This window comes from Paracoccus alcaliphilus (assembly GCF_028553725.1).
Lineage (GTDB): Bacteria > Pseudomonadota > Alphaproteobacteria > Rhodobacterales > Rhodobacteraceae > Paracoccus > Paracoccus alcaliphilus.
This window is the reverse complement of record NZ_CP067124.1, coordinates 3,273,597-3,286,176: the sequence shown is the minus strand read 5'-3', so window position 1 is coordinate 3,286,176 and position 12,580 is coordinate 3,273,597. Positions and strand designations below refer to the sequence as shown.

The 12,580-nt window shown below is 66.9% G+C and carries 11 protein-coding genes; 6 read left to right on the top strand and 5 right to left on the bottom strand.

Features of this window, described 5'->3' with window-relative positions:
* Window positions 1-72 precede the first annotated feature (72 nt).
* Window positions 73-1,209, top strand: coding sequence for a flavodoxin-dependent (E)-4-hydroxy-3-methylbut-2-enyl-diphosphate synthase (gene ispG, locus JHW40_RS17010; protein ID WP_090611027.1), 1,137 nt, complete (start codon window positions 73-75; stop codon window positions 1,207-1,209).
* Between the two features lie 188 nt (window positions 1,210-1,397).
* On the opposite strand, the gene JHW40_RS17005 is transcribed toward ispG, so the two are convergent.
* Window positions 1,398-2,150, bottom strand: a complete 753-nt coding sequence (locus JHW40_RS17005) for a DsbA family protein (protein ID WP_090611026.1) — start codon at window positions 2,148-2,150, stop codon at window positions 1,398-1,400.
* A gap of 164 nt (window positions 2,151-2,314) precedes the next feature.
* Here JHW40_RS17005 and JHW40_RS17000 point away from each other — a divergent pair, with 164 nt between their 5' ends.
* The 3 genes from JHW40_RS17000 (at window position 2,315) to JHW40_RS16990 (ending at window position 7,307) form a co-directional block, all read left to right on the top strand.
* Window positions 2,315-3,451 (top strand): pyridoxal phosphate-dependent aminotransferase, encoded by a 1,137-nt coding sequence (locus JHW40_RS17000; protein WP_090611025.1) that lies wholly within the window; start codon window positions 2,315-2,317, stop codon window positions 3,449-3,451.
* Entirely contained in the window at window positions 3,448-4,674 is a 1,227-nt protein-coding gene (locus JHW40_RS16995) for an N-acetylmuramoyl-L-alanine amidase (RefSeq protein WP_090611024.1), read from the top strand. Before JHW40_RS17000 ends, JHW40_RS16995 begins: the two co-directional genes overlap by 4 nt.
* Before the next feature lie 80 nt (window positions 4,675-4,754).
* Window positions 4,755-7,307 carry a penicillin-binding protein 1A gene (locus JHW40_RS16990; RefSeq protein WP_090611077.1) on the top strand — a complete coding sequence of 851 codons (2,553 nt, stop codon included), beginning with the start codon at window positions 4,755-4,757 and terminating at the stop codon, window positions 7,305-7,307.
* A gap of 97 nt (window positions 7,308-7,404) precedes the next feature.
* Here the strand turns inward: JHW40_RS16990 and JHW40_RS16985 are convergent, their stop codons facing one another.
* A complete protein-coding gene (locus tag JHW40_RS16985; RefSeq protein ID WP_090611023.1) occupies window positions 7,405-7,902 on the bottom strand; it encodes an MgtC/SapB family protein in 498 nt (165 codons plus the stop codon).
* A 126-nt stretch (window positions 7,903-8,028) separates the two neighbouring features.
* Between JHW40_RS16985 and prfB the strand changes: the two genes are divergently transcribed.
* Together prfB and JHW40_RS16975 are read left to right on the top strand one after the other, a co-directional pair.
* Entirely contained in the window at window positions 8,029-9,156 is a 1,128-nt protein-coding gene (gene prfB, locus JHW40_RS16980) for a peptide chain release factor 2 (RefSeq protein WP_090611022.1), read from the top strand.
* A gap of 106 nt (window positions 9,157-9,262) precedes the next feature.
* Window positions 9,263-10,324, top strand: coding sequence for a patatin-like phospholipase family protein (locus JHW40_RS16975; RefSeq protein WP_090611021.1), 1,062 nt, complete (start codon window positions 9,263-9,265; stop codon window positions 10,322-10,324).
* A gap of 14 nt (window positions 10,325-10,338) precedes the next feature.
* Here the strand turns inward: JHW40_RS16975 and JHW40_RS16970 are convergent, their stop codons facing one another.
* The 3 genes from JHW40_RS16970 to JHW40_RS16960 are packed head-to-tail and all read right to left on the bottom strand — an operon-like array spanning window position 10,339 to window position 12,484.
* A complete protein-coding gene (locus JHW40_RS16970; protein ID WP_090611020.1) occupies window positions 10,339-11,262 on the bottom strand; it encodes a pseudouridine-5'-phosphate glycosidase in 924 nt (307 codons plus the stop codon).
* Entirely contained in the window at window positions 11,259-12,140 is an 882-nt protein-coding gene (locus JHW40_RS16965) for a PfkB family carbohydrate kinase (RefSeq protein WP_090611019.1), read from the bottom strand. Before JHW40_RS16965 ends, JHW40_RS16970 begins: the two co-directional genes overlap by 4 nt.
* Entirely contained in the window at window positions 12,137-12,484 is a 348-nt protein-coding gene (locus JHW40_RS16960) for an ArsR/SmtB family transcription factor (protein ID WP_090611018.1), read from the bottom strand. The genes JHW40_RS16965 and JHW40_RS16960 overlap by 4 nt, the downstream gene beginning before the upstream one ends.
* Between the last annotated feature and the right edge of the window lie 96 nt (window positions 12,485-12,580).

The window sequence follows — 12,580 nt, the reverse complement described above, 5'->3', positions numbered from 1 at the left end:
CACAGAGCCGTGCGCCGGTTGCCGCCACCCCTGCGATGGCGTATTTCAGGCATGAACCCGAAAGGCCATGCCATGTCGCTGAACCCGATCCGTCCCTGGCGCAATATCGAACGCCGCAAGTCCCGCCAGATCATGGTCGGCAATATCCCCGTGGGCGGCGATGCGCCGATCAGCGTGCAGACGATGACCAATACCGACGGCCATGACGTGCGCGCCACGCTGGATCAGGTAATCCGTGCTGCCGATGCCGGGGCCGATATCGTCCGCATCTCGGCCCCCGATCAGGAAACTACCCGCGCGCTGAAGGAAATCTGTCGCGAAAGCCCGGTGCCGATCGTGGCCGACATCCATTTCCACTATAAACGCGCGATCGAGGCCGCCGAGGCCGGCGCTGCCTGCCTGCGTATCAACCCCGGCAATATCGGGGATGCGGCCCGCGTGCGCGAGGTCATCCGCGCCGCCCGCGACCACGGCTGCTCGATGCGGATCGGCGTCAATGCCGGATCGCTGGAAAAGCACCTGCTGGACAAATATGGTGAACCCTGCCCGGATGCGATGGTGGAATCCGGTCTCGACCATATCAAGATCCTGCAGGACAATGATTTCCACGAATTCAAGATCAGCGTGAAGGCCAGCGACGTGTTCCTTGCCGCCGCGGCCTATCAGCAACTGGCCGAGGCGACCGACGCCCCCATCCATCTGGGCATCACCGAGGCCGGCGGCTTTGTCGGCGGCACGGTCAAATCCGCCGTCGGACTTGGCACCCTGCTATGGATGGGCATTGGCGATACGATCCGCGTTTCGCTCTCGGCCGATCCGGTGGAAGAGGTCAAGGTCGGCTACGAGATCCTGAAATCGCTCGGCCTGCGCACCCGCGGCGTGCAGATCATCTCCTGCCCATCCTGCGCCCGCCAGGGCTTCGATGTCATCAAGACCGTGGAAAAACTGGAACAGCGTCTCGAACATATCAAGACCCCGATGAGCCTGTCGATCATCGGCTGCGTCGTGAACGGCCCGGGCGAGGCGCTGATGACCGATTTCGGCTTCACCGGCGGCGGCGCGGGCAGCGGTATGGTCTATATGGCCGGACGCCAAAGTCATAAGATGAGCAACGAACAGATGATCGACCATATCGTCGAACTGGTCGAGGAACGCGCCACCCAGATCGCCGCCGAAGAGGCCGCAGACCCCGCCACCGCCGCCGAATAACGCGCAACCACCCCATCTTTGGTGCATAAATATCCCCGCCGGAGGCATCCGTCCCAGCCACCGGCGCGCCCCTTCGCCATTCAGCGCGCTCCAGCATCCCGGGCAGGTTGACCTCGACCCCGCTGGCCGATCTGGTCGCGGCTTCGCTGAAATGATGCGATCGGCCGGGGTCTGCGCCCCGGTCGGGCTCAGCCTTCGGATTGCTCGGCGCGGATCTGCTCGACCGTGGCGGTCAGGCCCGCGCCGGGCACGCCGCGCAGCAGATGCTCGCCGATCACGAAGGTGGGGGTGCCCTGAATCGCCATCTGCTCGGCCAGCTGGCGGTTGTCGCGCAGAACGGCGGTGACGGTTTCGCTTTGCATCTCGGCGATGACCTCATCGGCATCGACGCCGATGCGGTCCGCCACGCCGCGCAGGGCCTCTTCGCTGGCGTCGCTGCGCAGGGTGATCAACTCGTCATGGGCCTGCAAATAGGCATCGTCGCCCGCCACCTGACGGATCGCGACGGCAAAGCGGGCCGAGGCCTCGCTGTCCGGGCCGAGGATCGGAAATTCCTTCAGGACCAGACGGATATTGCCGTCAGCCTCGACAATGTCATGGACTTCCTGATTGAAGCGGCGGCAGACCCCGCAGCGGTAATCGATGAATTCGACCATGGTCAGATCGCCCTCGGGATTGCCGCCGACCCAGCTGTGACCGTCGTTGAAGATCGCCTCGTGATGGGTCGCGACCAGTTGCTGGTCGTTTTCCACCTCGGCCGAGGCATTGCGCTGTTCCAGCACGCTGATCGCCTCGACCAGCACTTCGGGGTTTTCCACCAGATAGTCGCGCACCGCCTGACCGAAGGCGGCCTTTTCATCATCGGACATGGCCGAGATGTCGAAGGCAAGGGCGGGCAGGGGGCTGGCGCTCAGCAGCAGCGCGGCAATCAGGCGTTTCATGGGGATCCTCGGGCCGTTTGGTCGCGGGCAGCATAGCGGGGGGGCGGGGCTTGGCAAGACGGGCCGCCACACCTCTGCGTGAGAGATGTCATAGAGGTGGAGCCTGCCGAAGCGACGCGCTAAAGACGCGCAACAGCAACAGCACGTCAAGATGAGGCACAGCCATGCGACAATCCGTTCGGGGACAGGTCGATCCCTTCATCGTCATGGATGTGATGGATGCCGCTGCCCGCGCCGAAGCCGCCGGGCGCCACATCATCCATATGGAGGTCGGCCAGCCCGGCACCCCCGCCCCCGCGGGCGCGCGCCGCGCGCTGGCCGGGGCGCTGGATCAGCCGCTGGGTTATACCGTTGCGCTGGGTCTGCCCGCGCTGCGGCAGGGGATCGCGGATCTGTATCGCCGCTGGTATGGCGTCGATCTGGACCCGGCCCGGGTGATCGTCACGCCGGGCAGCAGCGGGGCCTTCCTGCTGGCCTTCTCGGCGCTGTTCGATGCGGGCGACCGGGTGGCGATCGGGGTTCCCGGCTATCCCAGCTATCGCCAGATCCTGCGGGCCATGTCGCTGGAGCCCGTAGGCATCCAGACCCGGGCCGAGGACCGCTATCAGCCGCGTGCGCAGGATCTGCCGGGCGATTGCCAGGGGCTGATCCTGGCCTCGCCCGGCAATCCGTCGGGCACGGTGCTGCGCAAGGACGAACTGGCGGCGCTGGCGGGCGCGGCGCAGGCGCGGGGCATGGCGCTGATCTCGGACGAGATCTATCACGGGCTGTCCTATGGCGACCGCTGCCATTCCGCGCTTGAGGTGACGGACGAGGTTTTCGTCATCAACTCTTTCAGCAAATACTTTTCCATGACCGGCTGGCGGATCGGGTGGATGATCGTGCCCGACAGCCATATCCGCACGGTGGAACGGCTGGCGCAGAACATGTTCATCTGCCCGCCCCATGCCAGCCAGCTTGCCGCGCTTGCGGCGCTGGACTGCACCGACGAGGCCGACGCCAATCTGGCCGTCTATGCCGAGAACCGCCGCCTGATGCTGGAGGGGCTGCCCAAGGCCGGTTTCGACCGCATCGCGCCGCCCGAAGGCGCGTTCTATATCTATGCCGATGTGTCGCATCTGACCGATGACTCGCTGGCCTTCGCCGCCGAGATACTGGAACGCGCCGGGGTCGCGGTGACGCCGGGGCTGGATTTCGACCCTGATCGCGGGGGGCGGACGCTGCGCTTTTCCTATGCCCGCGCGACCGAAGACATCGCCGAGGGGCTGCGTCGCCTGACGGAGTTCATGTCGGCGCGATGAGGTGGCTTGCCGCATTCGCCATGCTGCTGGTGCTGTTGACCGCGGTGCCGCAGCGGGGCATGGCCCAGATGGGGACGGCAGCGGGGCCGGAACTGGTCATCGGCGCCTCGACCCTGACGGCCGAGGGGCGTGACCGAGGCCGGCCGCGACCGATGGACCTGCGCCTGACGCTAAGCAAGGCGGCGGCGTGGCGGGCGTTTCTGGTGGCCGATCCGATCCGGCTGATCGTCGATGTGAAGGGGCTGGATTTCGGCGATTACAGTCCGGACCAGATGTTCGGCGCCGATCTGGTGCCCGCGATGCGCTGGGGCCGGTTCGGCAAGGACTGGTCGCGCATCGTGCTGGAACTGCCCGGCCCCTATCGGATCGAACAGGCCTATCTGCGAAGCCGCGCGCCAGAGCCGCAGATCCATGTCTCGATCAGCCCGGTTTCCGATGAGGAATTCGCCCCCCGACCCAGCGCGACGGCGGCGCTGCGCAATCTGCCCGATCCGGTCGCGCCTGCCCCGCAGTCGGAAAGCGAGGCGCTGACGGTGGTGCTGGATCCCGGCCACGGCGGTTTCGATCCGGGCGCGCAGGCCGAGGGCCATCGCGAGGCCGATCTGGTGCTGGCCTATGCGCTGGACCTGCGCGGCGCATTGCAGGCGCGCGGGATCGAGGTTCACCTGACCCGCTCCGACGACCGTTTCGTCAGTCTGGAATCGCGCATGACCATCGCCCGCGACGCGGGGGCCGATCTGCTGCTGTCGCTGCATGCCGATGCGCTGCCGCAAGGGCAGGCGGCGGGGGCGACGGTCTATGTCTGGAACCCGGCCTCGAACGATCTGGCGGCGCGGTTGCTGGCGGAACGCCACGACCGCGACGACCTGCTGGCGGGGGTCGATCTGACCGGCCATGACGACGCGCTGGCCACGGTGCTGATGGATTTCGCCCGCACGGATACCCATCCCCGGTCCGAGAACATGGCGGGATTCCTGACCTCTCACCTCGCGCGGGCGGGGATCGGGCTGCATGGCCGTCCGGTGCAGGGGGCGGCGTTTTCGGTGCTGAAATCGCCCGATATCCCCTCGGTCCTGCTGGAACTGGGCTTTATCAGCGACCCGGTGGACCGCGCCAATATCCTGAACCCGGAATGGCAGGGGCGCATGGTGGGCGCGCTGGCCGATGCCATCGCCGCATGGGGGCAGGACGAGACGCAACGGCGGGGGTTGCTGCGGCGCTGATCGCGCTGTCATGATGTTGTTTTGACGCAAGCCACAGGCGCCGCTATAGACGGGGCCACACAGCAAAAGGCGTGTTGCATTTGGTTCGGGCCATTCTTTCCTTTTTCGGTGCGATCTTTTCCTGGTTCGTTACCGCCACTTTTTTCATCGCGCTGACGGTCGGTGCGATCTTCTGGATGTATTCGCGCGACCTGCCGGGCCATGAGACGCTGGCGCAATACACGCCCAAGACGATCAGCCGCATCTATTCCGGCGAAGGGATGCTGATCGACGAATTCGCGCAGGAACGCCGCATTTTCGTGCCGATCGAGGAAATCCCCGACCAGATCAAGCAGGCCTTCATCAGCGCCGAGGACAAGAACTTCTTCAGCCATCCCGGCTATGACGTGCGCGGTATCGTCGGCGCGGCATACGAGGCCGTGGCCTCGCGCGGGGCCAGCGTGCGCGGCGCCTCGACCATCACCCAGCAGGTGATGAAGAACTTCCTGCTGTCCAGCGACCGCAGCGTCGAGCGCAAGGTGAAAGAGGTGATCCTGGCCTCGCGGCTGGAACGAACGCTGAGCAAGAATCAGATCCTGGAACTTTACCTGAACGAGATCTTTCTGGGGCAGAACAGCTTTGGCGTGGCGGCGGCGGCGCAAACCTATTTCAACAAGTCGCTGTCGGAACTGGAACCGCACGAGGCCGCGATGCTGGCCGCCATGCCGCAGGCGCCGGGCCGCTATCACCCCGTCCGCGCCAAGGAACGGGTGACCGAGCGGCGCAACTATGTCCTGCGCGAGATGTGGCAGAACGGATTCATCGACGAGGCCACCTATGAGGCCGAGGCCAAGCTGCCGCTGCGCAGCGTGCAGAACGGTGATTTCCCCTCGGCCCACAGCCAGATGCCGCCGCGCGATTACTTCACCGATGAAATCCGCCGCCAGTTGTCGCGCGAATTCGGCGAGGACGAGTTTTTCGGCGGCGGGCTGACGATCCGCGCGACGGTGGACCCGGAACTGCAATCCGCCGCCGCCGATGCGCTGCGCGAGGCGCTGGAGCAATATGACCGCGGCCGCGGCGTCTGGCGCGGCACCGGCGAGGAACTGCCCCCCGAGGCGCTGGCGACCGAGGCCGCTTGGCGTGGGGCCTTGTGGGAAACCCGCGTGCCGCGCGACATTCCCGGCTGGCATCCGGCGGTGGTTCTGGCGCTGGATGGTGGCCGCGCCCGTATCGGGATCGAGGGCATCGAAGAGGATGGCGACGGCCACTGGATCCCGGCCGAGGACGTGCAATGGGCGCGCAGGCTGGACCGCGAGACCGGGCGTCTGCGCGACCGCGCGCGGGTGGCGGGCGATCTGGTCGATATCGGCGAAGTGGTTATGGTGCGCGCCATGATCCGCGACAGCGATGGCGGCTTTATCCGCTGGACCCTGCGGCAGGTGCCCGAGGTTCAGGGCGGCTTCATGGCGATGGACGTGAATACCGGCCGGGTCATGGCGATGCAGGGGGGCTTCAGCTATCAATCCTCGGTCTTCAACCGGGCGACGCAGGCGCAGCGCCAGCCGGGCTCCAGCTTCAAGCCCTTCGTCTATGCCGCCGCGCTGGACAACAATTATACCCCCGCCACCATCGTCGTGGACGAACCGATCCGGCTGAACACTCCCGCCGGTCTGTGGGAGCCGCGAAATGCCGGGGGTCGCCATTACGGCCCGACGCCGCTGCGCACCGGCATCGAGATGTCGCGCAACCTGATGACGATCCGCATCGCGCAGGATATCGGCATGGAGATCGTCGCCGATTATGCCGAGCGTTTCGGGGTTTACGACAATCTGCGGCCGTTCCTGGCCAATGCCCTTGGCGCGCAGGAAACGACGCTGTTCAAGATGGTCGCGGCCTATGCCATGTTCGCCAATGGCGGCGAGCGGGTGGAGCCGACGCTGGTGGACCGGGTGCAGGACCGGCGCGGGCGCACCGTCTATCGCCACGACCGCCGCGTCTGCGAGACCTGCGGCCAGCAGGCGCTGCCCGCCGGGCGCGGCCCGGTCATCGACAGCAACCGCGAGCGGGTGATGGACGCCGTCACCGCCTATCAGTTGACCTCGATGATGGAGGGGGTGGTCAAGCGCGGATCGGGCAGCGGGGTCAACCTGCCGGTGCCGATCGCGGGCAAGACCGGGACGACGAATGACGCCAAGGACGTGTGGTTCATCGGCTATTCCAGCAATATCGTCGCGGGCTGTTATCTGGGTTACGACCAGCCGCGCACGCTGGGGGCGAATGCCTATGGTGGCACGCTGTGCGTTCCGGTGTTCAACGCCTTCATGCGCGAGGCGATCAAGGAATATGGCGGGTCCGAGTTCAAGGTGCCGCCGGGCGGGTTCTGGGTGAAGATCGACCGCGTCACCGGCCAGCGGCTGTCCGACGATGCGTCCGGTCCGAATGTGATCGCCGAATATTTCCGCGAGGGTTCGGACCCCGATTGGATGTCGCCCTATATCGTGTCGGGCTTTGGCGACGGGCCGGTGGTTCTGCCCTGGGAAGCGGGGGCGGACAGCCGCGCCTCGACCTCGATCACCACCTCGACCGGTCAGCAGCGGGTGATTCCGCGGCGTACGGATTTCGGCACCATGTCCTCGGGCGGGCTTTACTGACAGCCGGTTTTGCGTCCCGCGACCGCCGGGGGCGCTTCGTCCCCCGGACCCCCCGAAGGTATTTTTCAGGAGCGCGAGGGGGCAGGTCCGGCAGGGGTCAGGTGTCGTCGGGGGTGTCGCGGGGATGGATCAGCTGGCGGATGGCCCAGAGGATGATCAGCGCCAGCGCGGTGCCGGTCACGGCCAGCATGCCGTCGCCGCTGCCGCAGGCAAGGCCGATGGCGCCTGCCAGCCACATCGAGGCGCCGGTGGTGATGCCGCGCACATTGCCGCCGCTGATGATGATCGAGCCTGCGGCCAGAAAGGCGACGCCTGCGGTGACGGCCTCGATCAGGCGCAGCGGGTCGATGCGCAGGGACTGGCTGTCCTCGGCCGGGAAGTGGGTCAGCTCCATCGCGATCAGGGTGAACATGGCGGCGGCCAGCGAGATCAGCATATGTGTGCGCAGTCCGGCGGCGCGGGCATGAGCCTCTCGTTCCCAGCCGATGAGCGCGCCCAGCACCGAGGCCAGCACCAGCCGCATGGAGGCCGACGCCATGTTCATGGTTTGCGGCGGGGCGAAGAGGTCGGCAAGGGTGTCGGTCAGGAAGGGCATGGCGGGGGTTCCGGAACAGGCGGGGTTGCGGGACAACGCCGGTGGGGGCGCGTGGGTTGCCGCTCTTGCCGCGCGCGTCCTGTCGCGTTATCACCCCTGACCTGACGCCAGCCGAAGGAACCGCCCATGCGCGCCGAGACGCAGTCCACCATCGATGCCATCCGCAAGTCGCTGAGCCTGCTGGGTCAGCGGATGGACTGGCAGACCGCGCCGCATCGTCTGGAAGAGATGAATGCGATGATCGAGGCGGGTGATCTGTGGTCCGATCCCGCCCGCGCGCAGAAACTGATGCGCGAGCGGCAGGCGCTGCTGGATGCGATCGAAACCTATCGCCGGATCGACACCGATCTGAGCGCCAATGCCGAGATGGTCGAACTGGCCGAGGAAGAGGGCGACGGCGAGTTGGTGGCCGAGGCCGAGGCCAATCTGAAGGAACTGGCGGCGCTGGCGGCGCAGAAGGAACTGGAGGCGCTGCTGAACGGCGAGGCCGATGCCAATGACACCTTCCTGGAGATCCATGCCGGTGCGGGCGGCACGGAAAGCTGCGACTGGGCCAGCATGCTGGCGCGGATGTATGTGCGTTGGGCCGAGAAGAAGGGCTATGAGGTCGAGCTGATGTCCGAGACCTCGGGCGATGAGGCGGGGATCCGTAGCGCCGCCTACAAGATCACCGGGCATAACGCCTATGGCTGGCTGAAATCGGAAAGCGGCGTGCATCGGCTGGTGCGGATCAGCCCCTATGACAGCGCGGCGCGGCGGCACACGTCTTTCAGCTCGGTCTGGGTTTATCCGGTGGTGGACGAGAATATCGAGATCACCGTGCCCGACAATGAGATCCGCATCGACACCTACCGGTCCTCGGGCGCGGGCGGGCAGCACGTCAACACCACGGATTCGGCGGTGCGGATCACCCACCTTCCGACCGGCATCGTGGTGACCAGTTCAGAGAAATCCCAGCACCAGAATCGGGCCAACGCCATGGCCGCGCTGAAATCGCGCCTGTACCAGATGGAGCTGGACCGCCGCCATGCCGAGATCAACGCCCAGCACGCATCAAAGGGCGACGCCGGCTGGGGCAACCAGATCCGCAGCTATGTCCTGCATCCCTATCAGATGGTGAAGGACCTGCGCACCTCTGAGGAAACCAGCGACACGCAGGGCGTTCTGGACGGCGATCTGGACAGCTTCATGGCCGCCACGCTGGCCATGGATGTGGCCGGGAAAAGCCGGGCCGAGGCGCAGTCCGAGGACTAGGACACCGGGCCGGTCCGGTGATGCTGCACGCCTGCGCTCAATCGCTTGCGGCGGGTGGTGGCGCCTGCTTATGCTGCATCTGCAAGATCCGGCAGAGGGACGGGCGATGAAGGACAAGAGCATCAATCTGGCCCTTCAGGGCGGCGGCGCGCATGGGGCATTCGCCTGGGGCGTGCTGGACCGGCTGCTGGATGAGCGCTGGCTGCGGATTTCGGCGATCAGCGGCACCTCGGCCGGGGCGCTGAACGGGGCGGCGCTGAAGGCCGGGCTGGCGCGGGGTGACCGGGCCGGGCGGCGGGCGGCGCGCGAGAACCTGGACTGTCTGTGGAACCAGGTCGGCCAGATGAGCGACAATCGCGTCGTGCGCTGGATGCATTCGCTGATGCCGATGCCGCGCGGCTTTCAGCGCCTGACCGAGATGTTTTCGCCCGCCGCCTGGGTGGACAACCTGACCCGCATCTTCAGCCCCTATGATTACGGGCCGTTCTACGTCAACCCGCTGGAGACCGTGCTGCGCGATCTGCCCTATGCCGATTTCAGCAATGATCGCGGGCCGGAACTGCATGTCGCGGCGACCTGCGTGCGCACCGGCCATATCCGCGTCTTTACCGGCGAAGGGGCGACGGTGCCGGCGGTGCTGGCCTCGGCCTGTCTGCCGACGCTGTTTCAGGCCATCGAGATCGAGAACCCGGCCACCGGGCGGATCGAGGCCTATTGGGACGGCGGCTATACCGGCAATCCGGCGCTGTTTCCGCTGTATCGCCCGCATCTGCCGCGCGACATCGTGATCGTGAACATCAATCCGATGCTGCGTGATACCTTGCCCCGCTCCCCCGCCGATATTCAGGACCGGGTGAACGAGATCAGCTTCAACAGTTCTTTGGTGTCGCAGCTGCGGGCGATCCATTTCGTCAAAGAGCTGTTTTCGGAAAACCGGCTGGCCAACCGGGCGATGAAGAACGTGCTGTTGCACATGATCATGGATGACAAGCTGATGAACGACCTGAACGCCCGCAGCAAGGTGATGCCGGGGCCGGGCCTGTTGCAGCGGATGCGCGAGGCCGGGCAACAGGCCGCCGATACCTTTCTGGCCGACCACGCCGACGCGCTGAACGAGCGCGACAGCGTCGATCTGGGCGCGCTGTTTCCCGACCAGACGCCCCGTTGATCAGGGGCGGCTGATCAGGGCTTCGCCATCTCGGTGGCGATGTCCGCCGCCAGCCGCGCATTGTTCAGCACCAGCGCGATATTCGATTCCAGCGATCGGCCATCGGTCAGCTCGAAGATGCGTTGCAGCAGGAAGGGCGTCACCGATTTGGCGGCGATGCCCTGCGCCTCGGCCTCGGCCAGCGCCTGTTCGATGACCGGGTTGATCTCGTCGCGCGGAATTTCGGCTTCGGGCGGGATCGGATTGGTGACCAGTTGCCCGCCGGTCAGGCCCAGACGGGCGCGCATGTTCGCGGCGGCGGCGATCTGGGCGGCGCTGTCCATGCGCAGCGGCGCGGCAATGCCCGAACGGCGCGACCAGAAGGCGGGCAATTCGTCCTGACCATAGGCGATCACCGGCACGCCGAAGGTTTCCAGCACCTCCCATGTCTTGGGCAGATCGAGGATCGCCTTGGCACCCGCCGCCACCACCGTCACCGGGGTCTGCGCCAGTTCCCGCAGATCGGCCGAGATGTCGAAACTGTCCTCGGCGCCGCGATGCACGCCGCCGATGCCGCCGGTGGCAAAGACTCGGATGCCCGCCAGCGCCGCGCAGATCATCGTTGCCGCGACCGTGGTGGCGCCGGTGCGGCCCTGCGCCACGCAGACGGCCAGATCGGCGCGGCTCAGCTTCATCGCCTGATCGGGCGGGGTTCGGGCCAGCGCCTGCAAGGAATCGTCGGTCAGTCCGATATGGATCCGCCCGCCCATCACCGCGATGGTGGCGGGCACGGCGCCGCCGTCGCGGATCGTGGCCTCGACCTTGCGGGCCATTTCGAGGTTCTGTGGCCAGGGCATGCCGTGGGTGATGATCGTCGATTCCAGCGCCACGACGGGCAGGCCCGCCTTCAGCGCGGCCTCGACCTCGGGGGCGAAAGACAGGGGAGCGTCGGCGGTCATGGAACGTCCTTTCCGGAAACATGCGCGGCCGAGGCCTGAACGGCCCGCCGCAGGGCGGTATCGCGAGGTTCATTCTGCAACCCCGCCGCCAGATGGGCGGCAAGAAAGCAATCGCCCGCCCCGGTGACACGGGCCACGGTCACGGGCGGGGGGGCAAAGGTCAGAGTGGGCTGGCCTGCCATCGCCTCGGATGCCGGGTTGGGGCCGTCGGTCACCAGCACGCGGGCGGCCCCGCGCGCCACCACGGCCTCGGCCGCCGAGGCGGCGTCGGGGCAGGCGCGACCGGCAAGGATCTCGGCCTCCAGCCGGTTGAGATAGAAACAGCCGCGCCGGGCGGCGATCAGGGGTTCCAGCCGCTCGGCCTTGCCGGGACTGGCGGGCACCACCCGCAGATCGGCGCGGGCAAGGCGCGGGTCGCGGGCGATGACCGCCAGCAGATCCTCGGTCAGGTTGCCATCCAGCACCACCGGCCCGGACCAACCCGCCAGCGGCCCGGTCAGCGGCGACAGGATCGCGTCGCCCGCCGCCTCAAGGCTGTGGGCGTCGGCCACGGCGGCGATCAGCCCCTCGCTGTCCTCGATCCCCATATAGCAATCGGTGGGCAGGCCGCTGTCTCGGGTCAGCCAGTCGGTCAGCACGCCCAGCCGCCGCGCCTCGGCCTCCAGCGCCTGCCCCTCGGGGTCCAGCCCCACGGCGGACAGCACCGCCGGGCGCAGCCCCCAGCGCGCCAGCGCCACTGCGACGTTCAGCGCCACGCCGCCCGGCAGATGGCGGATGCGGCCCGGCACATCGGCCCCCGGCGCCATCCGGCGCGGCGCGCGACCGATCACGTCCCACAGCATCGCGCCGATGCACAGGATGTCGGGAGCGGCCGTCATTCCTCGGTCCAGTCGGTCAACTGCGCTTCGAGGAACCGCTCGAAATCATCCAGATCGACGGGATCGAACTGGCCGAAGCCCTGCATCCAGACCGAGGCTGCCCGCATCCCCTCGGGGTCCAGCATGCACCATGTGATCCGCCCGCGCCGTTCCTGCCGGATCAGACCCGCGCCCGCCAGCACCGACAGATGCTTGGAAATCGCCGCAAGGCTCATCTCGAAAGGTTCGGCCACGTCGCTGACGGCCATGTCGTCCTCCAGCAGCATCGACAGCACCCGCCGCCGCGTCGGATCGGCAAGCGCGGCGAAGATAAGGTCCAGCCGGACGGGGGAATGAGCGTTCATGGGCCTTGGGTTCAACGACAGGGGCGGACGGACAGTCAACCGGATGGTTGAATAATGCCGCCGGCAACGCCCGATTGCAAGCCGGTGCCGGTCGCG

Coding starts and splice junctions, on each gene's coding strand:
- ispG (WP_090611027.1), top strand. CDS start 73: ATGTCGCTGAACCCGATCCGTCCCTGGCGCAATATCGAACGCCGCAAG.
- JHW40_RS16965 (WP_090611019.1), bottom strand. CDS start 12,140: ATGACGGCCGCTCCCGACATCCTGTGCATCGGCGCGATGCTGTGGGAC.
- JHW40_RS16975 (WP_090611021.1), top strand. CDS start 9,263: ATGAAGGACAAGAGCATCAATCTGGCCCTTCAGGGCGGCGGCGCGCAT.
- JHW40_RS16960 (WP_090611018.1), bottom strand. CDS start 12,484: ATGAACGCTCATTCCCCCGTCCGGCTGGACCTTATCTTCGCCGCGCTT.
- JHW40_RS16970 (WP_090611020.1), bottom strand. CDS start 11,262: ATGACCGCCGACGCTCCCCTGTCTTTCGCCCCCGAGGTCGAGGCCGCG.
- JHW40_RS16985 (WP_090611023.1), bottom strand. CDS start 7,902: ATGCCCTTCCTGACCGACACCCTTGCCGACCTCTTCGCCCCGCCGCAA.
- prfB (WP_090611022.1), top strand. CDS start 8,029: ATGCGCGCCGAGACGCAGTCCACCATCGATGCCATCCGCAAGTCGCTG.
- JHW40_RS17000 (WP_090611025.1), top strand. CDS start 2,315: ATGCGACAATCCGTTCGGGGACAGGTCGATCCCTTCATCGTCATGGAT.
- JHW40_RS16995 (WP_090611024.1), top strand. CDS start 3,448: ATGAGGTGGCTTGCCGCATTCGCCATGCTGCTGGTGCTGTTGACCGCG.
- JHW40_RS17005 (WP_090611026.1), bottom strand. CDS start 2,150: ATGAAACGCCTGATTGCCGCGCTGCTGCTGAGCGCCAGCCCCCTGCCC.